The organism is Pseudomonas sp. Nvir (assembly GCF_963778085.1).
Taxonomy (GTDB): domain Bacteria; phylum Pseudomonadota; class Gammaproteobacteria; order Pseudomonadales; family Pseudomonadaceae; genus Aquipseudomonas; species Aquipseudomonas juntendi.
In genome coordinates this window covers 2079847-2103312 of record NZ_OY970405.1, presented here as the reverse complement: position 1 = coordinate 2103312, position 23466 = coordinate 2079847, and the positions used below count along the sequence as shown (strand labels likewise).

The window sequence follows — 23466 nt, the reverse complement described above, 5'->3', positions numbered from 1 at the left end:
GTGTGCCACGATGATTCCTGTCTGCATCATTGGCGTGCCCAAGCAAATCCGCCGACGCATTGAACAGGCCTTGGAGGGTCGCGGCATCCGACCTTCAATCATCATTGCCGACCTGGACAGGACAGGTCGGCTCCAGCTCAAGCCAAGCCCCAGACATGCGGCTGAAGCTCTTCGCAACTACTGCGACTCCGTCGAAGGCGGCTATGACTACGCTGAAATCTACGTGCTCCCCTACGCCTCGATCGCAGAAGAGGTAGACGACGAGCTTGCGACGCTGAAGGAACTGAACGCTCAGGTGATTGAGCCCGAGATGGAAGTTGACGGCTGGCCGTACCTCCACCTGAACAGGCCAAAGATTGATGAGAAGTTTCTCAACGCGGTCACCGATGCCCTGATCAAGGCAGTGGTAGACGAAAGCGATGTAGCGCCTTTACCGTCACAGTCCATTGAAGAAGCGGTGCAGTCCGCCCGCTACCTGCATGTGGTCGGTAACGGCATCAGCCAGTGCGACGATATCGCTCAACATCGTCACTGGTTCGTCTATGAGTCGCTGGAAGCCTTCTGCGAATTGATCAAGCAGGGTGGCGACGTGGGGAACCTCGACGAGTTTTTCCGCACGCGCGGCCTGACCCATGCCAAGACCGGGGGTATTGATACCAAGCTGGAGATCTATGTGAATGGTGTCCGGGTGCGGGAAGAGACCCATAACACCCACCTCAAAAACGGGGACAGAACCACACGTGAAGCTGCCGCACGTATTTATTACCAGGTACTTCAGCACCTGGGCATTTTCCACGTTTTCCTGATGTATGTTGGCCCGCATCCCGACACCAACATCTCTCGGAAAATCGATGTCGTTTGCTAACCGGTCGAGCCATTCCGCGGGCTTTCAACCCCACAATGCCGACCACTTAGCACTCCCTCGCGGGTCGAACCCGCTCTACCATTTCTGGCTGATGACTCTATACCTTCGATAGCCAACTGATGGCTACCGACTCAGTCCCAGCGCGCCCAATGCGATAAAGTGCCTGTTCGCGCACCAGCATGGAAGAGCGTTCAGCATGCCCAAAAAAAATTACCGCAAGCCCCCTGCAACAACAGACTTCAACGGCTGGACTTTGGATACGCAAAAGCCACTGGGAAAGGGAGGCAACGGCGTCGTCTACCTGGCGACCAAAGACGGCCAGCAGGGTGCTTTGAAACTGCTGAAATCCACAAAATTTTCAGATCGCGCGGCTCGCTTCAGGAATGAGGTTTCAGGGCTTCGCGATTGCGCCGACATTCAAGGCGTCATCCCTGTTCTAGATGCCGAAACTGACCCTGTGGGCGCGCAGCAACCTTGGCTGGTGATGGCACTAGCCACCCCGGCCCAAGAGAAGCTGGGAAGAAGCCCAACCCTTGAAGTGGTTGTGAAAGCAATGCTGGAAATCGCTAGCGTGCTGGAGGCTATGCATGCGCGTGGATACACCCACCGCGACATCAAACCGGACAACCTGTTTTTTCACAATGACCGCTGGACAGTAGGCGATTTTGGGCTGGTCAGCTTTGCTGGCAAAGAAGGTGAAACGGCTCCACATGAGCGTATCGGGCCCGTTTTTTACATCGCGCCGGAGATGCTCAACACCGCAGCACATGCCGATGGCTCCAAAGCAGACGTGTTTTCCTTGGCAAAAACGCTGTGGGTACTGGCAACGGGTCAGAATTTCCCCCTGCCTGGCGTCTACGACCTAAGCCATGAGGCATTCCGAATCGGGACTTACCTTCCCGGGGCTGTCGGGAGCAGCCAGCTCGATAAATTGATCGCGAGCGCTACGGCGCTGACTCCAGAACACCGACCCACTATGTCCCAGGTATGCACGGAGCTACGTGCATGGCTTAGCCCCAAAGAGGAGCTACCGTTGGCCATTCAATTCAACACGCGCGAATTTGACTCGCTCATCGAAAATAGCCGAAGCGCCTACGATGCTCAGCGAGCAGCCAAAGCCCGCACCGATGAGCACTTGAAAACCGCCGCGCTGCGAATCCAGGAAAAGCTTTCAGGCTTTATCGAAGAGGTTACGCTCGCCTTCAGCAATGCCAACCTTGAAACGGCGTTGGTGAACTGGAATGACAACACCAAACAGATCACGCTGCACGCAGTGGTTCCTGATTCACGCCCTGCCGTCATGACCTTACAGTTGTCGGATTTCAGCATGAACGCCAGCAATATTCGGTTCTCAGCCAAGGTGCTTACGCAGTGGAGAGAATCGCGCACCTACGCCCTGTTCTGGAAGCAAGAACTGGAGTTTCTGGAGGGCGGGAGCGAAGAAGATCAGGTACTCGGTAATTTGCAACGCGAGATGAACGATGTCCTTGAGGACGCCGTGCCCCGTTTTCTAGCGGTGACCTATGCCCCACTGTCGAATTGTGACTCGCATGTGATCACAGTAAGCGACGAGTCTGGGGCTCCAATCGGCGGAGCTCAAGTCTGCGTCATCGGCGTGGATGGCGCGGCTCATAAGCATCGAACAGATGAAAATGGGCGAGTGGTGAGCCCTGCCGCCCCGCCTGGATCAATAGCTTACGTAGCCCATCCCAATTATCACGGCACGGTCATTCACCGATTGAGTGCCGAAAATGCTGTTCAGCTTGAAAAATCCGCGCAGGGAGGCTCCTTTATTCATACCGAAACAGGACATCCATGGACTCAACTGAAAGCACGGATACAGATCAACCACAATGACCAGGGGCACATGTCCATGTACGCGACGGGCGCTGTGATGGACTTCGGTGTCAGCCAGCCAGCCGTCATTTCTCTTGGAAAGCGCACGCACATTAAAGACCCGACAGGACACTGTGTGCACTTCTATCCTCAGGCAGCCAGGGGCGACGTATTCCTGGTGCAGGTTGAGAATCTAACGCCACCCATGCCTAACCCTGATACGTCGGCACGGTTGTTCTAAAGGCGAGTACAGGTTGGCCAGGAAGTCGTGGATCTGAAGGCGCGCGCATGGCTGCACGGTGCAGTATCACGCAGCGCGCTGCCTGCCCAACCTCCCTCGCCTGCATTATTCTCTGCCCTCACTCCGTACTCAGCTTCAGCATTAGCTTCCAGAGAAAGGATTTTCATGACACTCGCGCTCTGCAAGACCGCCCTGCTCGACCTCATCAAGGATCAAGAGAATCGCGTCATCGCCCTTTCGGGCAAATGGGGAACCGGGAAAACACACTTGTGGCAGCGTGTCCGCGAGGAAACGGATGATCCTCGGGCGAAAGCCGCCGTGTCGGCCTCGCTCTTCGGTGTCAGCTCGATCGTGGAGCTGAAGCTTAAGATTGCCCAAGGAATCGCACCAACGCTCGGTAAAACCAATACGGAGGGCCTGAAGGCGGGATTAGCCGGTATCACAAAGGTGCTCAAAGGACTTCATTCGAGCTTTTCTGCGCTTGAAGAGGTGGCGTTGCTGGCGATGCCGTACATGGTCAAAGACCGATTCATCATCATCGACGACATTGAGCGCAAACACACAAAGCTGAGCATCGATGAAATCCTGGGATTCATTGATGAATGTGTACTGACCCACGGGTGCCGCATTCTCTTGATTCTCAACAGCGACAAGCTGAAGGATCAGGATATTTGGGGGCAAATCCGGGAGAAGGTTGTCGACCAGGAGATCAAGCTGGAAACCTCTCCATCCGAAGCTTTTGACATCGCGCATAAGCTGACCTCCTGTCCGTGGCCCTCCCAATTGAAGTCGGCGCTTGAGCCATTGCAGATCACCAACATCCGGGTGATTCGGAAAATCATCAGGGCAGCCAATCAGTTGCTGGAGAAGGATCCACATCTTGCACCGCAGGTACTCAAGCGCGTGCTGCCATCGATTAGCCTACTCGGCGCTATTCACTATGGAGCGGTTGAGGGCGCCCCGAGCGATGAATTCATCCTCGACTACCAGTCACACAAAACATTTACCCTTCTCGCCCATACGGGCCAGCAAGGCGCGCCGCTAAGCCAAGAGCAGCAAGACCTTCAGCGCTGGCAGGGGTTGATGAGCCGGATGGGTATTCGCAGCACCGACGAGCTGGAGGCCATGATCCTGGCTTTCTTCAATTCAGGGATAAGGGACAGCGCCAACATTCAGCATCTCGTCTCCAAGCACTTGCAAAAGAGCGAGCGGCTTGCAGCTCGGAACAAGGCTATCACCTTCGAAGAGCATCTCGATTGGCACCCTCAGCTTTCCGAAAATGACTTGATCCTCGAACTGGAGGCTCTGCTCCCCTCTGCAGGCCTTCTCGACATGAAGCGGGTGTCAAACCTGATACCTACGATAGATCGATTGACCGGTGACCAGACACTGGGGCTGGCATTCGTTGAGAAATGGTGTGACCACTTTAGGGCTGGGCTCTCAGATGGCACCATTGAGGATTGGCTCGAATTTCATGATCACTCCCTTGATTGCGGATTCCACGCCATCCGGCCACCCAGTCCGCTCTCATCTGGCCAGGCATTCCACGGCCATCTGGCCACCTGTTCCACGGCCATCCGGCCGGGCAGTCGGAGCGCAGCGACGCAGGGGGGGCATTGTTAGTCTGAGGTGCCCGGTGTCGTCAATTTCTTCGTCTGTTTGCGCATCGACTCACCCTTGAGGTTGATCCGATAAGCGTTGTGCACCAGGCGGTCGAGGATGGCGTCGGCCAGAGTCGGATCACCGATCAGTTCGTGCCAGTTGTCCACTGGCATTTGGCTGGTCACGATGGTCGAGCGCTGGCCGTAGCGGTCGTCCAGTAGCTCCAGCATGTCGCGGCGCTGTTCCGCGTTGAACGGGGCCAGACCCCAGTCATCAAGGATCAGCAGGTCGGTCTTGGCATAGCCGCTCATCAGCTTGGCGAAGCGCCCGTCGCCGTGGGCTAGGCCCAACTCTTCCAACAGGCGCGGCAAGCGCAGGTAACGCACGCTGTAACCCTCTCGGCAGGCCTGGTGGGCCAGGGCGCAGGCCAGCCAGGTCTTACCGACGCCAGTCGGGCCGTTGATAATCAGGTTGAGTCCGTCGCGTAACCACTGACCGCTGCTCAGCTGGAGGATCAGCGCCTTGTCGAGTCCGCGCGGGCTGCGGTAGTCGATGTCTTCGAGGCAGGCGTTGTGCTTGAGCCGGGCCTGACGCAGGCGGCTGCTGAGGCGCTTGTCGTCGCGCTCGGTCAGTTCGCGGTCGACCAACAGGCCGAGGCGTTCCACGAAGCTCAGGCTGTCGATGTCGGGGGTTTTCAGTTGCTCGGCGAGTGCCTTGAGCATGCCGGTCAGGCGCAGGGTCTGGAGCTTGTCCAAGGTCGGATGGGGCAGCATGGTGGGATTCCTTGTGTTCAGTGGTAGTAGCCGGGGCCGCGCAGGTTGGCGTGGTCGTCCGGCAGCAGGGGCAGGTGCTGCTGGGCCAGCGGCAGGTTTTCCAGCCCCTGGCGCAGGATCGATTCGAGGCTCTTGTAGCTGCACGCGCCGAGGCTGAGGGCGCGTCGGCAGGCCAGCTCCAAGCGCACTTCGCCATGGGTCTTGCCCAGGCGCAGGATGCCCAGGCAGGCCCGGTAGCCTTGGGTTGGGTGGATGCGCCGTTCGAGGATGTGGCTGATCACGCCGGCGGTGTGCGGCCCGGTCTGCTCGGCCCAGCGGATCAACCGTTGCGGCGTCCACTCGGCATGCTCGCGATGGCTCTTGGGCATGTGCTCGGTCTGTGTGCTATGCCGGCCCTTGTGTGGCGAGCGCAGGTGGCTGGCCACCCGCTGGTTGGCGTGGAAGCACTCGACGGTGCGCGCCGTCAGCCGTACTTCCAGCTGTTTCTTCACCAACTGGTAGGGCACTGAGTAGTAATGCCCATCGACCTCGACGTGATAGTCGATATGCACGCGCGCCTTCTTCCACTCGGCATAGACGTAGGGCTGCTCCGGCAGTGGGCTCAGCGCTGGACGATCCAGGGCTTCGAAGGCCGAGTGCCGGGAGCCCGGCAGCTTGCGAAACGGTCGTCGGTTGAGCCGCTCCAGCAATAAGGCGATGGCGCTGTTGAGTTCGTCCAGGGAGAAGAACTGGCGGTTCCTCAGCGCGGCGAGGATCCAGCGCTCGACCACCTGCACGCCGACCTCAGCCTTAGCCTTGTCGCGCGGCTTACGCGCCCGCGCCGGCACCACCGCCACGCCATAGTGCTCGGCCAGATCGCGGTAGCTCGGGTTGATGTCCGGCTCGTAGCGATGGCTCTTACTCACCGCGCTTCGCAGGTTGTCCGGCACCACGATTTCCGGCACGCCGCCGAGAAAGGCGAAGCAGCGGACATGGGAGCCCAGCCAGTCCGGTAACTGCTGCGACCAAGTGGCTTCGGCGAAGGTGTAGCTGGACGCGCCAAGCACCGCGACGAACACCTGCGCCTGGCGGATCTCGCCGCTGTGGCGGTCGATCACCGGCACCGTCTGCCCGGCGTAGTCGACAAACAGCTTCTCACCGACGCGATGCTCCTGGCGCATCACCACGTCCAGCTTGCCCTGCCAGGCTCGGTAGTGCTCGCAGAACCAGCTGTACTGAAAGCCTTTCGGCTGGCTCAGGCGATACTCCTGCCAGAGCAGCGCCAAGGTCACGCCCGGCCGGCGTAGCTCGGCATGCACCCAAGACCAATCGGGCAATGGCCGTTGCTCGCTGGGCACCGCAGGGGGCGGTGGGAACAGTTGCTGCTCCAGCTCGGAATCGGACAACGAACAGGGCCAGGCTAGACCGCTGGCGGCAAAGCGGTTGAGGTAATCGCCGACAGTGACACGACCGATCTGCACGCTGACGGCAATCTGGCGAGCCGATAGCCCGACCTCGAACTTGAGACGAAGTACTTCGCGAATCTTACGCATGGATAAACGCTCCACGACGACCTCTCTGCTTCGAAAAAGAGGTCGATGGTAGTGAAGAAATCCTGCGTTACTGCCTGCCCGGTTGAGTGGCCGGATGACCGTGGAATCAGTGGTCGGATACGCGTGGAATGGGTGGCCGGATCACCGTGGAATCGGTGGTCAGATGCTTATGGAATGGGTGGCCAGATGACCGTGGAATCCGCACCCTTGATCAGGTTCACCCCATGATCCTGGACGAAATCGACCGCGCCCGAACCGATTCCATGAGACGCTTTACCGTGCTTGAACTCTTCCAGAACCTGATGAAAGGGGGCGAATGGGGATTCAGCCAGATGCAATTCTTGCGGTCAGCAACCTCCCAGATGTTCGAAATGGAGATACAGGCAGCGACGGGAGTAGACCTTCAGTTACTCGTACAGAAGGGCTTTGCGCTCGTGAACGATACCAATGTACCTGAGGGCAATTACGGGATCGCGCCATCGGCGTTCATGCAGGCCTGTCGATCGATGATTGAAAAAGATCCCGACTCTCGGCTAGCCGCAATCCTTCAGAGGGAAGCTCAAATTGCGTGTGTAGACCTACAGCTTGAGCCAGCTGGCGTTGCACTGGTTTAAGGCTAGGAGAGCCCCCTCTTGCAGGGGACGATGCTAAGAAGTGGGGGCTGATCCGGTCACTGGATCACACCGACCAGGCTTATCAGGAGTTACGACTTGCGCTTTGGGCACGGCCTGGTCGGCCTGATTAATGCCTGACTCGGCATAAGGCAAGTGCGCAGTTGAGTTTTCGATCGTCGCCTCAAGCTTAGAAGCATGCATTAGTGTGCACCTGAGTACGCCTCATGCGCTTGCATGCCTGTTGAAACGGCCATTGCCCGTCAGGAGGAACAGATCTTACAGGCACAAAAAAAGGGCTAAGATTTCTCTAGCCCTTGATTTTTTTATGTTTGGCGGGGAACCAGGGATTCGAACCCTGGGAACGCTCTCACGTTCGCCGGTTTTCAAGACCGGTGCATTCAACCACTCTGCCAATTCCCCGATGCTACTGCTTGGACATCCTGAAGTGTGCATCTGGGGACTACCTGAGATAAGAACTCTAGGATAGTTGCCCATCGACGGTTTTCAAGACCGTTGCCTTAAACCACTCGGCCACGCTTCCAGCTCGTTTGCGGCCGCCATAATACCGTAATGAAACAAGCTGTCAAACTCTCTGTGTCGCGGGTTGCAATGGCTCTGGTAGACTCCCAGCATCTGAACGTTCGAAACCACAGGTTTACCAAGGAGTGTCGCCATGCGCGAACAGGATTATGCCGTACATCACGGCCAGCAGGTCGAGCAGCAGGAGATCAGCAAGGTCCTGCGCAACACGTACAGTCTGCTGGCGCTCACCCTCGCCTTCAGCGGCGTCATGGCCTTCGTTGCCCAGCAAATGCGTGTCGGCTACCCGAACGTATTCGTGGTGCTGATCGGCTTCTACGGGCTGTTCTTCCTGACCAACAAGCTGCGTGATTCGGCCTGGGGCCTCGTCTCCACCTTCGCCCTCACCGGCTTCATGGGCTTCATTCTCGGCCCAATCCTCAACCGCTACCTGGGCATGGCCGGTGGTGCCGAGGTTGTCAGTTCGGCATTTGCCATGACTGCCCTGGTGTTCGGTGGTCTGTCGGCTTACGTACTGATTACCCGTAAGGACATGAGCTTCCTCAGTGGCTTCATCACTGCCGGCTTCTTCGTGCTGCTGGGTGCGGTCGTGGCCAGCTTCTTCTTCCAGATCAGCGGCCTGCAACTGGCGATCAGCGCCGGCTTCGTGCTGTTCTCGTCGGTGTGCATCCTGTTCCAGACCAGCGCGATCATTCACGGTGGTGAGCGGAACTACATCATGGCCACCATCAGCCTGTATGTGTCCATCTACAACCTATTCGTTAGCCTGCTCCAGCTGTTTGGCATCATGGGGCGTGATGACTGATTGTTGTAGGTTGTGAGAAAGCCCGCTTCGGCGGGCTTTTTTTGTGGGTGCGGGAAAGGCATGCCGGTGGCCGTCGTCGGCATGGGTCAACAGGCGCGGGAGTGAACATTCGCGGCAGGCGGTATTTGACTAAAAAGTCATGTAATTAAGCATAGGGTCGCCGATCATGTCGGCATCGTGCTTTGCTCTATCGCAATCTGCCTTCACCCCGTAGAATGCGCTCCTTTTTTCTTCAGGGGCAGCTTTCAGCCATGAGCACACATGAACACAGCCCAGCAGCATCGGCCCCCGCCAATGAGCTGGTGCTTGGCCTCGAGGACAAGCCTCGGCTGCTGATCGGCCTGCTGGCGGCGCTGCAACACCTGCTGGCGATCATCGTGCCGATCGTGACGCCCGGGCTGTTGATCTGCCAGGCGCTGGGGGTGTCCGCGCGGGACACCAACCTGATCGTCTCCATGTCGCTGGTAATCTCCGGTATAGCCACATTCGTGCAGTGCAAGCGCTTCGGGCCGTTTGGCGCCGGGTTGCTGATCGTGCAGGGCACCAGCTTCAACTTCGTGGGCCCGCTGATTGCCGGGGGGGCGCTGATGGTCAAGCAAGGCACGCCGGTCGAAGGTGTGATGGCCGCCATCTTTGGTGTGGTCATCGCTGGCTCGTTCGTCGAAATGGGCGTCTCGCGCATCCTGCCCTTTGTCAAACGCCTGATCACCCCGCTGGTCACCGGCATTGTCGTGCTGATGATCGGCCTGACGCTGATCAAGGTCGGCCTGATCAGTATGGGTGGCGGCTTCGGCGCCATGGCCAATGGCACCTTCGCCAATGGCGAGAACTTGCTGTTGTCGGGTGTGGTGCTGGCCATTATCGTGATCCTCAACCGTATTCCGCTGGTGTGGATGCGCAGCTGTGCCATCGTTATTGCCCTGGCGGTCGGCTATGCGTTGGCGGGCTATATAGGCCGCCTGGACTTCACCGGTATGCACGAGGCCGCGCTGTTTCAGGTGCCGACGCCGCTGCACTTCGGCCTGAGCTTCTCGTGGGCGCTGTTCATTCCGATGCTGGTGATCTACCTGGTGACGTCGCTGGAAGCCATTGGTGACGTGACCGCCACCAGCAAGGTGTCGCGCCAGCCAGTCGAAGGCCCGGTGTGGATGCAGCGGATCAAGGGTGGTGTGCTGGTCAACGGCGCCAACTCGTTGTTGGCGGGCTTGTTCAACACGTTCCCGAGTTCGATCTTTGCGCAGAATAACGGCGTGATTCAGCTAACCGGTATTGCCAGCCGCCATATCGGCATGTGGATTGCCGTAATGCTGGTGATATTGGGGCTGTTCCCCAGTGTTGCCGGGGTGATTCAGGCGGTGCCAGAACCGGTGCTGGGGGGTGCGGCAATGGTCATGTTTGGCGCGGTTGCAGCCTCGGGCATCAATATTCTGGCCAGCACCCGCCTGGACCGGCGTGCGCTGCTGATCATCGCCGTGTCGTTGGCGCTGGGCCTGGGTGTGGCGCAGGTGCCGGAGTTCCTGGCGCATATGCCGGCGGCGGTGCGCAATGTGCTGGAGTCGGGGGTGGCGACCGGTGGCATCTGTGCCCTGGTGCTGAACTGGTTCCTGCCGGAGAGCAAGGAACAGGCTTGAGGCCTGCTCCCTTCTGACAGGGCCTTGCGCAAGCCCTGTAGGAGCGGCCTTGTGTCGCGAATGGGCTGCAAAGCAGCCCCGGGGCTTCAGCGTAAATGCACTAATTGCTGGGCTGCTTCGCAGCCCATTCGCGACACAAGGCCGCTCCTACCAAAGCCCGCGCCCGCATGCACAAGCGGGCGCGGGCTTTTTTGCTTTATCATGGCGGTATTCCTTTGCATGAGTTACCCATGAAATTCGCTATCGCGGTGTTCTCCCCGGCCCATGCGCCCTCCTCGCGGCGCGCCTTGCGCTATGCCGAGGCGGTGCTGGCCGGCGGGCATGAGATTGCCCGGCTGTTCTTCTATCAGGACGGGGTACACAGTGCCTCGGCCAACGTGGTCGCTCCCCAGGATGAAGTGGACGTGGCCGCGCAGTGGCGTGCCTTTATCGAGAGCCACCAGCTGGACGCCGTGGTGTGCATCGCCGCCGCCTTGCGCCGTGGCGTGCTCGACGAGGCCGAGGCCAACCGCTATCAGCGCCCGGCCGTGAACCTGCCCAGGCCATGGGAGTTGTCCGGCCTGGGGCAACTCCATGAGGCCGCGCAAGTCGCCGACCGCCTTGTCTGCTTTGGAGGCGACTGAAATGGCCAAATCCTTGTTGATCATTAGCCGCCAGGCGCCGTGGAACGGCCCATCTGCCCGCGAAGCGCTGGACATCGCCCTGGCCGGTGGCGCGTTCGACCTGCCGCTGGGCATGCTGTTCCTCGACGATGGCGTGTTCCAGCTGGCGCCAAACCAGCAACCTGCCGCCGTGCAACATAAGAACCTGGCCGCCAACCTGCAGGCGTTGCCGATGTTCGGCGTCGAAGAACTGTTCGCCTGCAACCACAGCCTCACCCGCCGTGGCCTGGCCGCCGACAGCCTGGCACTGCCAGTGCAAGTGCTGGATGACGCGGCACTGACCGCACTGATCGCCCGTTTCGACCAGGTGGTAACGCTCTGATGACGACCCTGCACGTAATTGCCCACTCCCCGTTCGGCGACGAGCGCCTGGCCAGTTGCCTGCGCCTGCTGGGCGCCAACGACGCCCTGCTGCTGTGCGGCGATGCGGTGTACGCCCTGCGCAGCGGCAGCGAAGCGTACCGCCAGTTGCAAGCCGCCAGCCTGGCCCAGCGCCTGTTCGCCCTGGACGAAGACCTGCAAGCCCGCGCGGTCGGCAACGACCTGGCCAAGGCCGTGGACTACGCCGGGTTCGTCGAACTGTCGCTGCACTACGACAAGGTCAACAGCTGGCTATGAATACCCTCACCGTTGCCGATCAGGCGATCGCCCTAGACAAGGACGGCTTTCTGGTCGACCTGCAAGACTGGTCCCATGCAGCCGCCGAGGCCCTTGCCGAGCGCGAGGGCATTGCGCTGACCGCCGACCACTGGGAAATCCTCGAACTGCTGCGGCAGTTCTACCAGGAGTACCAGCTGTCCCCGGCCACCCGCCCACTGATCAAGTACACCGCCCTGAAGCTGGGCGCGGACAAGGGCAATAGCCCGCACCTGAACCGCCTGTTCAATGGCACCCCCGCCAAACTTGCCGCCAAGCTGGCGGGCCTGCCCAAGCCGACCAATTGCATATGACCCTGCCACCCTTGAATCAAGCCCGCCCGCTGACCCTGGAAACCCCGGCCGAACACCCGTTCGCTGAATTCGTGCGCATTCTTGGCAAAGGCAAGCGCGGCGCGCGCGGCCTTACCCGCGAGGAAGCACGGGCTGCCATGACCCTGCTGCTGGAAGACAAGGTCGAGGACACCCAGCTGGGCGCCTTCCTGATGCTGCTGCGGCACAAGGAAGAAAGCGCCGAAGAGCTGGCCGGCTTCACCGAAGCGCTACGCGACCACCTGCAAGCCCCGCGCATTGCCGTGGACCTGGACTGGCCAACCTACGCTGGCAAGAAGCGCCACCTACCCTGGTACCTGCTGGCCGCCAAATGCCTGGCCGGCAATGGTATTCGCATCCTGATGCATGGCGGCGGTGCACACACAGCCGGGCGCCTGTATACCGAGCAGCTGCTCGGCCTGTTGCATATCCCCCTGTGCCGCGACTGGGCAGCGGTCGACACCGCGCTGGGCCAGCATCAGCTGGCGTTTTTCCCTTTGCACGACTGGGCGCCGCAACTGCAGCGCATGATCGACCTGCGCAACACCCTGGGCCTGCGCTCGCCCATCCACTCCCTGGCGCGGGTGCTCAACCCGCTGGGCGCGCGTTGCGGCCTGCAAAGCATCTTCCACCCCGGTTACCAGGCGGTGCACCGCGAGGCCAGCCGCCTGCTGGGCGACCATGCCGTGGTGATCAAGGGCGATGGCGGCGAGATCGAGGTCAACCCGGACGTCATCAGCCACCTCTACGGCACCACTGCCGGCGTAGCCTGGGATGAGGAATGGCCGGCGCTCAGCGAGCGCCGTCACGTCAAACCCGCCACGCTGCAACCGGAGCATTTGCTCGCCTTCTGGCGTGGTGAAGTGCAAGACAGCTACGGCGAGAAAGCGCTGATCGCGACCATGGCCTTGGCACTGCGTGGCCTGGAGCAGACCCGGGAACAGGCCTTCACCAATGCGCAGGCCTATTGGGACAACCGTGATAGATCGATTTAGTCGATAACACTACCCCGATCTTTGCGCTATTTCTTCGAACGATCTGGCCTAGACTGGGCTCCAACGACAAACCCTTTGTTCCAGGAGCTCACCATGGGCCTTTTGATCGACGGCCGCTGGCATGATCAGTGGTATGAAAACGGCAAGGACGGCACCTTCAAACGCGAAAACGCCCAGCGCCGCCATTCGTTGCCCGCCCCCGAAGCCGGCCGTTACCACCTGTACGTGTCGCTGGCCTGCCCTTGGGCCCACCGCACGTTGATCTTCCGCGCCATCAAAGGCCTGGCGCCGTTGATCGACGTTTCGGTAGTGAGCTGGCTGATGCAAGACCATGGCTGGACCTTCGACCAGCAGCAAGGCTCCAGCGGCGATCACCTCGATGCGCTGCAGTACCTGCACCAGCGTTACACCCAGGACGACCCGCACTACACCGGCCGGGTGACAGTACCCGTGCTGTGGGACAAGAAAGAGAAACGCATCGTCAACAATGAGTCGGCTGAGATCATTCGCATTTTCAACAGCGCGTTCAACGCGTTGACCGGCAACACCCTCGACCTGTACCCAGCGCCGCTGCGCCCGGCCATCGAGGCGCTGAATGAACGTATCTATCCGGCGGTGAACAACGGCGTCTATCGCGCCGGCTTCGCGACCACGCAGGAGGCCTACGAGGCGGCGTTCGATGACGTGTTCAACGAGCTGGATCATCTGGAAGATCTGTTAGGCCGCAATCGCTACCTGGCGGGCGAATACCTGACTGAAGCCGATGTGCGCCTGTTCACCACGCTGGTGCGCTTCGACGCCGTGTATCACGGGCACTTCAAGTGCAACCTGCGGCGCCTCAACGATTATCACAACCTGTCGAACTGGCTGCGTGAGCTGTACCAGTGGCCGGGGGTGGCGGGGACGGTGGATATGGAGCATATCCAGAAGCACTATTACATGAGCCACAAGACCATCAACCCGAACGGGATCGTGCCTAAGGGGCCGTTGCAGGATTTCAACCAGCCGCATGATCGGGAGCGGTTGGTGGGTAAAGGGATTTGGCAGGGTTGAGGCACTGGGGCTGCTTTGCAGCCCATCGCGACACAAGGCCGCTCCTACAGCGTGAGGTGCGCCCCATTTGTTGGACAATCTTTGATTAGGCTGCTGCGGCCTGATTCCTGTATGCCACGGGACTCAGGCCGGCCAGCCCCATCTTGATTCGGTCATGGTTGTAGTAATCGATGTATTCATCGATTGCAGCGCTCAGATCCTCGATGCTGGCGAAACGCTGAGCATGATACATCTCGGTCTTCAGTGTGCCGAAGAAACTCTCCATTCGCGCATTGTCAAGGCAGTTGCCTTTGCGTGACATGCTCTGCTCCAGTCCCATCTCCTCTAGTCGATTCCGGTAGCGGTAGTACTGATACTGCCAGCCCTGGTCAGAGTGCAGCATAGGCCTGGCCCCTTCCGGTAGCCGTGACAACGCCTGCTTGAGCATCTGACCGACCAATGGATAGTGCGGCGAGGTGTCGATCTGGTGCGCCACGATCTCACCATTGAACAGGTCCAGCACCGGAGAGAGATACAGCTTTTCACCCGCCACCTTGAATTCGGTCACGTCCGTTACCCACCTCCTGTTTGGCTCCTCTGCCGTAAACTTGCGCTCCATCTTGTTGGGAGCGATGCGTCCGGGCTCGCCACGATAGGACTTGTACTTCTTCACGCGCACCGTGCATTTGAGGTCGAGTTCGGCCATCAGTCGCCGCACGACCTTACTGTTAACTGCGTGGCCGACGCTGTGCAATGTCGCTGTCATGCGCCGATAGCCGTAGCGACCTTTATGCCGCTGCTGAATCTCACGGATACGGTCTTTGAGCGCAGCCAGCTTGTCACCGGCAGCCATCAACTTGCGCTGGTAGTAATACGTACTGCGCGCCAGTCCGGCCAGCTTGAGCAGGCCGTCGAGCGGGAAGCGGGTGCGCAGGGCCGAGATGATCAGGACTTTTTCTTCCCGGCCCTCTTCTGTCTCGCCTTCTCCTCGCGCAGTTCTTTTAACTTTTTTAGGTAGGCGATCTCCATCTCGGCGTGACGCAGCTTGGCCAGCAGTTCGGCGTACGAGAGTTCTTCCTCGGACTTGGGCGAGGTGCTGGCGGGTGGGACGGATGGTTTGATCATGACGTTACGCGGTCCTTTTTTCCCTGCTATCAGAGCTTTGATACCGCCACTGTAGTACTGCGCTTCCCATATGCCTATCTGGCTGGAATGCGTCAGGTTGAAAACAGCCGCCGTTTCGCGCAACGACAACTTGTCGCGCCATTTTCGCTCAAGCACCGAGAGCTTGAACTCAGGGCTGAAAGTCTGCGCGTGTCTGGACAGGCTGGCCTCGCCATGGATGCGGTAGGCCTGTACCCAGCGGCGCAGTAAGGAGGGATCCATCTGGAACTGTGCGGCTATGAAACGGTAGCCAATGCCACGTTGCAGAAAAGCCTGGATGGCGGAAAGCTTGAACTGTCTGGTGTACTTGCTCATATGAAAGGCCCCTGAGGTTGGATTTTTGTCCAACGTCAGGGGCGCAGTTCAGCGCAGTGCCTTGGTGTAGGAGCGGCCTTGTGTCGCGATGGGCCGCAAAGCGGCCTCGGCGGGTTCAGCTGTTCTGCGAACCTTCAAACCAGGCCAGCTTGTCGCGCAACTGCACCACTTCCCCAACAATCACCAGGGTCGGCGCATGCACTTCATGCTGGGCCACCAGCTCCGGCAAATCCGCCAAGGTACCGGTGAACACCCGCTGGTTACGCGTAGTGCCCTGCTGCACCAGGGCCGCCGGGGTACTGGCCGCACGCCCATGGCGAATCAGCTCTGCGCAGATCGTAGGCAAGCCCACCAAACCCATGTAGAACACCAGGGTCTGCGACGGCGCTACCAGGTCGTTCCATGGCAGGTTGCTGGTGCCATCCTTGAGGTGCCCGGTCACGAAGCGCACCGACTGGGCATGGTCGCGATGGGTCAATGGAATGCCGCCATAGGCGGAACAGCCACTGGCCGCCGTAATACCCGGAACCACCTGGAAGGGGATGCCATGCTCGGCCAGCTCTTCGATCTCTTCGCCACCGCGCCCAAAGATGAACGGGTCGCCGCCCTTCAGGCGCAGCACGCGTTTGCCTTGCTGGGCCAGGTCAACCAACAGGCGGTTGATCTGGTCCTGCGGTACGGCGTGGTCAGCGCGGCGCTTGCCAACGTAGATACGCTCGGCATCACGCCGGCACATATCGATGATCGCCGGGGCCACCAGGCGGTCATACAGCACCACGTCGGCCTGCTGCATGAGGCGCAAGGCGCGAAAGGTGAGCAGGTCCGGGTCGCCTGGGCCCGCACCAACCAGGTACACCTCGCCCCCCTGCTGCACCGGTGCGCCCTCCACCATCGCCTGCAACAGGCGTTCGGCTTCGGCGCCCTGCCCGGCCAGCTGGCGCTCGGCGATCGGGCCCTGGAACACGGTCTCCCAGAAGCCACGGCGCTGGTTCACATCCGGATACAAGGACTTGACCTTGTGCCGGAACCGCGCCGCCAGCCCGGCCAGCTCACCGTAGGCAGCCGGGATCCAGGCTTCCAGCTTGGCGCGAATCAGACGCGCCAGCACCGGAGCGTCCCCGCCACTGGACACCGCAATCACCAACGGTGAACGGTCGACAATCGCCGGGAAGATCACCGTGCACAAGGCCGGCGCGTCCACCACGTTGACTGGCAGGCTGACGGCCTGCGCATCAGCCGACACCTGCGCGTTCAGCCCAGGGTCGTCAGTGGCGGCGATCACCAGCCGGCACCCGACCAGGTCGGCGGCCTGGTAGCCAACCAGCACCTCACCGCCACCTTCCCGGGCCAACGCAGCCAACTGGCCGTCGACGTCCGGCGCCACCACGCGCAGCACACTCCCGGCATCCGCCAGCAAGCGCGCTTTGCGCAAGGCGATCTCACCGCCGCCGACGACCAGAACACGGCCGCCCTGCAGCTTGTGGAACAGCGGCAGATAATCCATTTAGCGGATGACCTCGACGCCGCCCATGTAAGGCTTCAGCACCTCTGGTACGCGGATCGAGCCGTCGGCCTGCTGGTAGTTTTCCAGCACCGCAACCAAGGTACGGCCAACCGCCAGGCCGGACCCGTTGAGGGTGTGTACCAGTTCCGGCTTGCCGGTTTCCGGGTTGCGCCAGCGGGCCTGCATGCGGCGCGCCTGGAAGTCGCCGCAGTTGGAGCACGAGCTGATTTCACGGTACTTGTCCTGGCTCGGCACCCACACTTCCAGGTCATAGGTTTTCACCGCGCCGAAACCCATGTCGCCGGTGCACAGGGCCAGCACGCGGTACGGCAGCTCCAGCAGCTGCAGCACGCGCTCGGCGTTGGCCGTCAGCCCTTCCAGGGCTTCCATCGACTTCGCCGGCTCCACCACCTGCACCATCTCGACCTTGTCGAACTGGTGCTGGCGGATCATGCCGCGGGTATCCCGGCCAGAAGCGCCCGCTTCACTGCGGAAGCACGGGGTGTGGGCAACCAGCTTCAGCGGCAGTTGCTTGGCATCCAGAATCGCGCCTGCCACCAGGTTGGTCAGCGACACCTCGGCAGTCGGGATCAGGTAGAAGTCAGCCTCGCCTTCGCGGGTAATCTTGAACAGGTCTTCTTCGAACTTCGGCAACTGGCCAGTGCCCTGCAGCGCTGGGGCCTGCACCAGGTACGGGGTGTAGTGTTCCTCGTAACCGTGCTCGCCGGTGTGCAGGTTGATCATGAACTGCGCCAGGGCGCGGTGCAGGCGGGCAATCGGCCCGCGCAGCACGGCAAAGCGTGCGCCGGACAGCTTGGCGGCGGCTTCGAAGTCCAGGCCACCGCTGAGTTCACCCAGGGCAACGTGGTCCTTGATGTCGAAATCGAAGGTTTGCGGGGTGCCCCAACGGCGCACTTCAACGTTGTCGTCTTCGCTGGCACCGACCGGTACGCTGGCATCCGGCAAGTTGGGGATGGTCAGCAGGATGCCGTCCAGCTCGGCCTGGATCTCGTCCAGCTCGGCCTTGCCGGCCGCCAGCTCATTGGCCATGCGCTCGACATCGGCCATCAGTGGGGCGATGTCCTCGCCTTTGGCTTTGGCCTGGCCGATGGACTTGGAACGGGCGTTACGCTCGGCCTGCAGTTGCTCGGTACGGGTCTGCACCGCCTTGCGGCGTTCTTCCAGTGATTCGATGCGCGCGACATCCAGGCTGAAGCCACGGGAGGCCAGGCGATCCGCCACTTCCTGAAGTTGGCCGCGTAACAGTTTGGAATCGAGCATATCGTTCTCTCGTTATAGGTAGGTGTTGGTTCAGAAACGGGTCAGGGACAGGCCGGCCCAGGTCGCGAGCAGCCCGCCCACTACGCTGATACTGGTATAGCCCAAGGCCAGCGGCACTTGCCCGCTTTCCATCAGGCGCACGGTATCGAGCGAAAAAGAGGAAAAAGTTGTTAGGCCACCAAGGAAGCCGACGATCAAGCCGGCGCGCAACTCGACCGGCGCCAGTGGCTTGTGCAGGAACAAGCCGTAGAGCAGGCCGATCAGCAGGCAGCCAACCAGGTTGACCGCCAGCGTACCGGCATAGAAGTGCCGTGGCCAGTGGGCGGTGACCCAATTGGCGGTGGCGAAGCGCAGCAACGTACCGGCCACGCCCCCGGCACTCACGGCAGCGATCAAGGCAATCATGGTTTTCTCCGCTGACGGGGGCTGTTGCGGTCCAGGTCGGCCAGGTGGCGCAGCTTCTCGCCGATTTTCAGTTCCAGGCCGCGCGGCACCGGCTGGTAGTACTGGCGCGGCTCGAGTGCATCGGGGAAGTAGTCCTCACCGGCCGCATAGGCGTCGGGCTCGTCATGGGCGTAGCGGTACTCGTCGCCATAACCCAGTTGCTTCATGAGCTTGGTGGGCGCATTGCGCAAGTGCAGTGGCACTTCCAGCGAGCCATGCTCGGCGGCTTCGCGCAGGGCGGTCTTGAAGCCCATGTACACCGCGTTGCTCTTCGGCGCACAGGCCAGGTAGGTGATGGCCTGGGCCACCGCCAGCTCGCCTTCGGGGCTGCCCAGGCGCTCTTGTACATCCCAGGCGGCCAGGCACAAGCCGAGCGCCCGCGGGTCGGCGTTGCCAATGTCTTCGCTGGCCATGCGCACCACACGGCGGGCGATGTACAGCGGGTCGCAGCCGCCGTCGAGCATGCGCGCGAACCAGTACAGGGCGCCGTCCGGGTTGGAGCCGCGTACCGATTTGTGCAGCGCGGAAATCTGGTCGTAGAACGCTTCGCCGCCCTTGTCGAAACGGCGACGGCTGTCGCCCAACAGGCTCTGCAGCATCTCGACGTCGATTTCACTGCCGTCTTCGGCCAGGTCCGAGGCATTTTCGAGAAAATTGAGCATGCGCCGGCCATCGCCGTCTGCGGCGGCCATCAGCATCTTGAAGGCATCGTCGCCCACCCGCAGGTTGCGCTTGCCCAGGCCACGATCCTCGGTGAGGGCACGGTCGACCAGCTTGCGCAACGCCGCCTCGTCCAGGCTCTTGAGCACGTACACCCGCGCCCGCGACAACAGTGCGTTGTTAAGCTCGAACGAGGGGTTTTCGGTGGTGGCGCCAATGAACAGCAGGGTGCCGTCTTCCACGTAGGGCAAGAAGGCATCCTGCTGCGACTTGTTGAAGCGGTGCACCTCGTCGACGAACAGAATGGTGCGGCGGCCGTATTGCCCTGCCTGCTGCTTGGCAACCTCCACCGCCTGGCGAATTTCCTTGACCCCGGCCAGTACCGCCGACACGGTTTCGAAATGGGCATCACAGAACTGCGCCAGCAGCCGCGCCAGGGTGGTCTTGCCTACCCCTGGCGGGCCCCAGAAGATCATCGAGTGCAGCGCGCCTTGCTCCAATGCCTCGCGCAGCGGTTTGCCGCGCGCCAGCAGGTGCTCCTGGCCTACGTACTCGTCCAGGTTGGACGGGCGCAGGCGGGCCGCCAGGGGCTGGGCGACAGGTTCGCTTCGAAACAGGTCCATGGCGAGCTCTGGTTACTCCTTGATCACGTCCGCGCCTTTGGGAATGTCGAACTTGAACCTGCTGTCCGGCACCGCCTGGTTGGCCTTGACGCCATTGAACAGGATGTTGGTGCGCTGGCCGACGCTGTCGATCAGCTGCATGTCATTGATCAGGCCCTTGCGGAACGACACGCGCAGCGAGTCGAACAAGGTGTCCTTGGTTTTCGGCTTGAGGGTGAAGTCCATCACTTCGCCCTGCTCCTTCGAGGTGATGTCGAAGCTCTGGCTGATTTTCGACACATCACCCGACAGCAGCAGCGCCGGAGTCTGGTTCAGGCGCACGTCGAGCTTCTTGATGGTGGCCTGTTCCAGGTCCGGGTCCCACAGGGTGACGTTCTTGCCGTCCGACACCACCACTTGCTCCTGCGGTGCGTCAGTATGCCAGTAGAACAGGCCCGGACGCTTGACGGTCATCTTGCCCGAGGTTTCCTGCAGGCTGGTGCCATCGGCGCCCAAGGTCAGCTGGGAGAAATTGGCCTCGATGGTCTGTGACTTTTCCAGCAACTGGGTCAGGCGTTGTACATCCTGCTCACCGGCATAAGCGGTAACCGAGCCCAGGGTCAGGGCAGAAACCAACAGCATGCGAATCGCGCGCATGGGAATCCTCATTGAGCATTGAAAAGGCCGGGCACCAACACTGGCGCCCGGCAGGGTGTTCATCAGTCGCGCGGGCCGCCTGGGGCAATTACTTCCCGCGAGCCGTTGCTGTTCATCGGGGTAACGACGCCGGCCATTTCCATCGACTCGATCATGCGGGCGGCACGGTTGTAGCCAATCTTCAGCTTGCGCTGCACAGCAGAAATGGAAGCACGACGGCTCTCGAGCACGAACTGCACCGCTTCATCATACAGCGCATCGGTTTCGGCATCGTCACCATCACCTCCACCGCCGCCGCCGTCGAAGCCGCTGCCGGCTTCTTCCACGCCATTGAGAATGTCGTCGTTGTAGTCTGGGGCGCCGCGCAGCTTCCACGCCTCGACCGTGCGGTGCACCTCGTCGTCGGAAACGAACGCGCCATGGACCCGGATCGGCAGGCTGGTGCCCGGCGGCATGTACAGCATGTCACCGTGGCCCAGCAGCTGTTCGGCACCGCCCTGGTCGATGATGGTCCGCGAGTCGATCTTGCTCGACACCTGGAAGGCCATGCGGGTCGGGATGTTGGCCTTGATCAGACCGGTGATCACGTCCACCGACGGGCGCTGGGTGGCGAGGATAAGGTGAATGCCCGCCGCACGCGCTTTCTGCGCGATACGGGCGATCAGTTCTTCGACCTTCTTGCCGACAATCATCATCATGTCGGCGAATTCATCGACCACCACCACGATGGTCGGCAGGGTTTTCAGCGCCGGCGGCTCGTCGTCCATGCTTTCGCGGCGGTACAGCGGGTCGTGGATGATTTCCCCGGCTTCCTGGGCGTCCTTGATCTTGCGGTTGAAGCCGGCCAGGTTACGCACCCCCATGGCCGCCATCAGTTTGTAGCGGCGCTCCATCTCGGCCACGCTCCAGCGCAGGGCGTTGGCGGCGTCCTTCATGTCGGTGACCACCGGGCACAACAGGTGCGGAATGCCTTCGTAGATCGACAGCTCGAGCATTTTCGGGTCGATCATGATCAGCCGCGCGTCTTCCGGGCTGGACTTGAACAGGATCGACAGGATCATCGCGTTGACCCCCACCGACTTACCGGAACCCGTGGTACCGGCCACCAACAGGTGGGGCATCTTGGCCAGGTCGGTAATCACCGGCTTGCCGCCAATGTCGTGGCCCAGGGCCAGGGTGACAGGGGACTTCTGCTCGTCGTACTGCGGCGTGGCCAGCACTTCGGAGAAACGCACCATCTGGCGGTTTTCGTTGGGGATCTCGATACCCACGGTGGTCTTGCCGGGGATGACCTCGACCACACGCACGCTGGTCACCGCCAGCGACCGTGCCAGGTCCTTGGCCAGGTTGGCGATACGGCTGACCTTGACGCCCGCGGCAGGCTGGATTTCGTAACGGGTGATCACCGGGCCTGGGTGGATGGAGTCCACCGAGACCTCAACGCCGAACTCCTTGAGCTTGATTTCCAGCAGCTGACCGACACCGGCCAGGGATTCTGGCGAGTACTCGATCTTCTTCTGTTCTGCCGGGTCGAGGATGGATATCGACGGCAGCGTGCCCTCCACGGCGCTGTCGATGAACAGCGGCGTCTGCTTCTCTTTCATCACCCGCTTGCTTGGCTCTGGCGCCTTGTCTGCGGCCGGGGGCACGATGGTTGGCGTGGACGACGGCACACGGGCAAGGCTTGGCTCGCGGGGCGGCACCACCGGCTCGCGGGCCAGGGCCGGTTCGCGCACCGGGGCAACGGGCTCGCGCCCGAGGGTCGGCTCGCGGGGCTCGACCACCGCTGCCGGCGCCTCTTCACGCTTGAAGATGCGCTCACGCAGCGCCGGTTTGGCGGGTTCGCGTTTCTCGGCGACCGTTGGCGCGGCCTTCACTACAGGCTCATCCTCACGCAACTGCGCTTCAAGGCGCTTGCGTTCGTTGCGGGCTTCCCACCAGCGATTGGCGGCGCCCTGCACCAGTTCAAACAGGTCGAGGGTGATCTTGCCCGTCAGGTCCATCACCTTGAACCACGACAGGTCGGTGAACACGGTCAGGCCGAACAGGAACAGGGCGATGAACATCAGCGTACTGCCCTGCACGTTCAGCAGGTTGCGCGCCAGGTCGCCAAGGCTCTCGCCCAGGGCGCCGCCGGCAGAAAACGGCAAGCTCGCAGGCGAATGGAAGTGGATGTGCGCCAGCGCGGCCCCCGACAGCACCAGGAACACCAGACCGATCAGCCGCCAGGAAAACAGCCAGCCGCTCCAGTCCCAGGGCTGATGGCGCTGGCGGAAGATCTGCCAGGTTTTCACCGCCAGCAGCAGCGGGAAGATATAGGCGAAGTAACCCAACACCATGAACAGTATGTCGGCAAAGTAGGCACCGGCACGCCCGGCGGCGTTCTGCACCTGGTCGACGGTGGCGGTGTGGCTGAAGCCCGGATCCGAGGTGTCGTAGGTCAGCAGCGCCATCCACAGGTACAGGCACAGAGCGCCAACGGCGATCAACGCACCTTCCTTGAGGCGATAATGCAGCTGCTGCCGCCACAGGGGCACGGGCAAGGGAGCTGGGGTTGCGGTGGATTTCTTCAAAACACGTCTATTCCTGCGCGTGTTGCGCGTCCAATAGTGCTCGGCCGGCAGTGCGGCCAATGAACCACTACTTTTAACATTACTGCCCGCCCACTGCCATGACGGCGCGCCATAAGGCGCTCAAGCGGGGGCGACTTTCACATGCCTGCAATTTGAGCACGCATTTTCTT

At 61.1% G+C, this 23466-nt stretch carries 21 protein-coding genes and 1 tRNA gene; 12 read left to right on the top strand and 10 right to left on the bottom strand.

Going from position 1 to position 23466, the window contains the following annotated elements; all coding sequences use genetic code 11:
• Positions 1-10: 10 nt before the first annotated feature.
• The 3 genes from AACG97_RS09945 to AACG97_RS09935 all read left to right on the top strand — a co-directional run bounded on the left by AACG97_RS09945 (position 11) and on the right by AACG97_RS09935 (position 4565).
• Complete coding sequence (locus AACG97_RS09945) at positions 11-865, top strand: hypothetical protein (RefSeq protein ID WP_197885234.1); 855 nt, start codon at positions 11-13, stop codon at positions 863-865.
• A gap of 196 nt (positions 866-1061) precedes the next feature.
• On the top strand, positions 1062-2942 hold the full coding sequence (locus AACG97_RS09940) for a protein kinase domain-containing protein (protein WP_225785709.1): 1881 nt from the start codon (positions 1062-1064) through the stop codon (positions 2940-2942).
• Between the two features lie 165 nt (positions 2943-3107).
• Positions 3108-4565: a P-loop NTPase fold protein gene (locus AACG97_RS09935; RefSeq protein WP_232555040.1), complete on the top strand. Its 1458-nt coding sequence runs from the start codon at positions 3108-3110 to the stop codon at positions 4563-4565.
• Here the strand turns inward: AACG97_RS09935 and istB are convergent.
• Both istB and istA read right to left on the bottom strand, forming a co-directional pair.
• On the bottom strand, positions 4562-5317 hold the full coding sequence (istB, locus tag AACG97_RS09930; protein WP_046622600.1) for an IS21-like element ISPpu23 family helper ATPase IstB: 756 nt from the start codon (positions 5315-5317) through the stop codon (positions 4562-4564). The two genes, AACG97_RS09935 and istB, sit on opposite strands and share 4 nt — an antisense overlap.
• A 17-nt stretch (positions 5318-5334) precedes the next feature.
• The gene (istA, locus tag AACG97_RS09925; RefSeq protein ID WP_058167704.1) at positions 5335-6849 is read right to left on the bottom strand and encodes an IS21-like element ISPpu23 family transposase; all 1515 of its coding nucleotides are present in this window, start codon (positions 6847-6849) and stop codon (positions 5335-5337) included.
• 224 nt (positions 6850-7073) lie between these two features.
• Here istA and AACG97_RS09920 point away from each other — a divergent pair, with 224 nt between their 5' ends.
• Complete coding sequence (locus AACG97_RS09920; protein ID WP_232555071.1) at positions 7074-7463, top strand: hypothetical protein; 390 nt, start codon at positions 7074-7076, stop codon at positions 7461-7463.
• Positions 7464-7793: 330 nt separating this feature from the next.
• On the opposite strand, the gene AACG97_RS09915 is transcribed toward AACG97_RS09920, so the two are convergent.
• Positions 7794-7883 (bottom strand) — tRNA-Ser (locus tag AACG97_RS09915).
• A 253-nt stretch (positions 7884-8136) separates the two neighbouring features.
• Here AACG97_RS09915 and AACG97_RS09910 point away from each other — a divergent pair.
• The 8 genes from AACG97_RS09910 (at position 8137) to AACG97_RS09875 (ending at position 14117) form a co-directional block, all read left to right on the top strand.
• Positions 8137-8808, top strand: a complete 672-nt coding sequence (locus AACG97_RS09910; RefSeq protein WP_003251184.1) for a Bax inhibitor-1/YccA family protein — start codon at positions 8137-8139, stop codon at positions 8806-8808.
• A 251-nt stretch (positions 8809-9059) separates the two neighbouring features.
• Positions 9060-10439 carry a nucleobase:cation symporter-2 family protein gene (locus AACG97_RS09905; protein WP_197885238.1) on the top strand — a complete coding sequence of 460 codons (1380 nt, stop codon included), beginning with the start codon at positions 9060-9062 and terminating at the stop codon, positions 10437-10439.
• 230 nt (positions 10440-10669) lie between these two features.
• On the top strand, positions 10670-11062 hold the full coding sequence (gene tusD, locus AACG97_RS09900) for a sulfurtransferase complex subunit TusD (protein WP_225785710.1): 393 nt from the start codon (positions 10670-10672) through the stop codon (positions 11060-11062).
• A gap of 1 nt (position 11063) precedes the next feature.
• On the top strand, positions 11064-11423 hold the full coding sequence (tusC, locus tag AACG97_RS09895; protein WP_009682095.1) for a sulfurtransferase complex subunit TusC: 360 nt from the start codon (positions 11064-11066) through the stop codon (positions 11421-11423).
• On the top strand, positions 11423-11719 hold the full coding sequence (gene tusB, locus AACG97_RS09890) for a sulfurtransferase complex subunit TusB (RefSeq protein ID WP_009682094.1): 297 nt from the start codon (positions 11423-11425) through the stop codon (positions 11717-11719). The genes tusC and tusB overlap by 1 nt, the downstream gene beginning before the upstream one ends.
• Positions 11716-12051, top strand: a complete 336-nt coding sequence (locus AACG97_RS09885) for a TusE/DsrC/DsvC family sulfur relay protein (RefSeq protein ID WP_009682093.1) — start codon at positions 11716-11718, stop codon at positions 12049-12051. Before tusB ends, AACG97_RS09885 begins: the two co-directional genes overlap by 4 nt.
• Before the next feature lie 11 nt (positions 12052-12062).
• Positions 12063-13064, top strand: coding sequence for a glycosyl transferase family protein (locus AACG97_RS09880; protein WP_115295252.1), 1002 nt, complete (start codon positions 12063-12065; stop codon positions 13062-13064).
• A gap of 93 nt (positions 13065-13157) precedes the next feature.
• Complete coding sequence (locus AACG97_RS09875) at positions 13158-14117, top strand: glutathione S-transferase family protein (protein WP_009682091.1); 960 nt, start codon at positions 13158-13160, stop codon at positions 14115-14117.
• A gap of 85 nt (positions 14118-14202) precedes the next feature.
• On the opposite strand, the gene AACG97_RS09870 is transcribed toward AACG97_RS09875, so the two are convergent.
• The 7 genes from AACG97_RS09870 to AACG97_RS09840 form a co-directional block, all read right to left on the bottom strand.
• Positions 14203-15575 (bottom strand): IS3 family transposase gene (locus AACG97_RS09870; RefSeq protein WP_338463500.1). Its coding sequence is split into 2 segments (ribosomal slippage): positions 14203-15099 and positions 15102-15575, totalling 1371 coding nucleotides; the frame shifts between segments, so codons are not numbered across the junction.
• 115 nt (positions 15576-15690) lie between these two features.
• A complete protein-coding gene (cysG, locus tag AACG97_RS09865) occupies positions 15691-17079 on the bottom strand; it encodes a siroheme synthase CysG (RefSeq protein ID WP_232555197.1) in 1389 nt (462 codons plus the stop codon).
• Positions 17080-18360, bottom strand: coding sequence for a serine--tRNA ligase (gene serS / locus AACG97_RS09860; protein WP_009683105.1), 1281 nt, complete (start codon positions 18358-18360; stop codon positions 17080-17082). It abuts the gene before it with no gap.
• A gap of 30 nt (positions 18361-18390) precedes the next feature.
• On the bottom strand, positions 18391-18765 hold the full coding sequence (crcB, locus tag AACG97_RS09855; RefSeq protein WP_009683106.1) for a fluoride efflux transporter CrcB: 375 nt from the start codon (positions 18763-18765) through the stop codon (positions 18391-18393).
• Positions 18762-20087 (bottom strand): replication-associated recombination protein A, encoded by a 1326-nt coding sequence (locus tag AACG97_RS09850; protein WP_009683107.1) that lies wholly within the window; start codon positions 20085-20087, stop codon positions 18762-18764. Before AACG97_RS09850 ends, crcB begins: the two co-directional genes overlap by 4 nt.
• A 12-nt stretch (positions 20088-20099) precedes the next feature.
• Positions 20100-20723, bottom strand: a complete 624-nt coding sequence (lolA, locus tag AACG97_RS09845; protein ID WP_009683108.1) for an outer membrane lipoprotein chaperone LolA — start codon at positions 20721-20723, stop codon at positions 20100-20102.
• Positions 20724-20785: 62 nt separating this feature from the next.
• Positions 20786-23347 carry a DNA translocase FtsK gene (locus AACG97_RS09840; protein ID WP_370593809.1) on the bottom strand — a complete coding sequence of 854 codons (2562 nt, stop codon included), beginning with the start codon at positions 23345-23347 and terminating at the stop codon, positions 20786-20788.
• Positions 23348-23466 lie beyond the last annotated feature (119 nt).

What these genes read in the sequence shown, in the direction of transcription:
- AACG97_RS09945 (WP_197885234.1), top strand. Translation starts at nt 11, where the DNA reads ATGATTCCTGTCTGCATCATTGGCGTGCCCAAGCAAATCCGCCGACGC.
- AACG97_RS09940 (WP_225785709.1), top strand. Translation starts at nt 1,062, where the DNA reads ATGCCCAAAAAAAATTACCGCAAGCCCCCTGCAACAACAGACTTCAAC.
- AACG97_RS09935 (WP_232555040.1), top strand. Translation starts at nt 3,108, where the DNA reads ATGACACTCGCGCTCTGCAAGACCGCCCTGCTCGACCTCATCAAGGAT.
- istB (WP_046622600.1), bottom strand. Translation starts at nt 5,317, where the DNA reads ATGCTGCCCCATCCGACCTTGGACAAGCTCCAGACCCTGCGCCTGACC.
- istA (WP_058167704.1), bottom strand. Translation starts at nt 6,849, where the DNA reads ATGCGTAAGATTCGCGAAGTACTTCGTCTCAAGTTCGAGGTCGGGCTA.
- AACG97_RS09920 (WP_232555071.1), top strand. Translation starts at nt 7,074, where the DNA reads ATGATCCTGGACGAAATCGACCGCGCCCGAACCGATTCCATGAGACGC.
- AACG97_RS09910 (WP_003251184.1), top strand. Translation starts at nt 8,137, where the DNA reads ATGCGCGAACAGGATTATGCCGTACATCACGGCCAGCAGGTCGAGCAG.
- AACG97_RS09905 (WP_197885238.1), top strand. Translation starts at nt 9,060, where the DNA reads ATGAGCACACATGAACACAGCCCAGCAGCATCGGCCCCCGCCAATGAG.
- tusD (WP_225785710.1), top strand. Translation starts at nt 10,670, where the DNA reads ATGAAATTCGCTATCGCGGTGTTCTCCCCGGCCCATGCGCCCTCCTCG.
- tusC (WP_009682095.1), top strand. Translation starts at nt 11,064, where the DNA reads ATGGCCAAATCCTTGTTGATCATTAGCCGCCAGGCGCCGTGGAACGGC.
- tusB (WP_009682094.1), top strand. Translation starts at nt 11,423, where the DNA reads ATGACGACCCTGCACGTAATTGCCCACTCCCCGTTCGGCGACGAGCGC.
- AACG97_RS09885 (WP_009682093.1), top strand. Translation starts at nt 11,716, where the DNA reads ATGAATACCCTCACCGTTGCCGATCAGGCGATCGCCCTAGACAAGGAC.
- AACG97_RS09875 (WP_009682091.1), top strand. Translation starts at nt 13,158, where the DNA reads ATGGGCCTTTTGATCGACGGCCGCTGGCATGATCAGTGGTATGAAAAC.
- cysG (WP_232555197.1), bottom strand. Translation starts at nt 17,079, where the DNA reads ATGGATTATCTGCCGCTGTTCCACAAGCTGCAGGGCGGCCGTGTTCTG.
- serS (WP_009683105.1), bottom strand. Translation starts at nt 18,360, where the DNA reads ATGCTCGATTCCAAACTGTTACGCGGCCAACTTCAGGAAGTGGCGGAT.
- crcB (WP_009683106.1), bottom strand. Translation starts at nt 18,765, where the DNA reads ATGATTGCCTTGATCGCTGCCGTGAGTGCCGGGGGCGTGGCCGGTACG.
- AACG97_RS09850 (WP_009683107.1), bottom strand. Translation starts at nt 20,087, where the DNA reads ATGGACCTGTTTCGAAGCGAACCTGTCGCCCAGCCCCTGGCGGCCCGC.
- lolA (WP_009683108.1), bottom strand. Translation starts at nt 20,723, where the DNA reads ATGCGCGCGATTCGCATGCTGTTGGTTTCTGCCCTGACCCTGGGCTCG.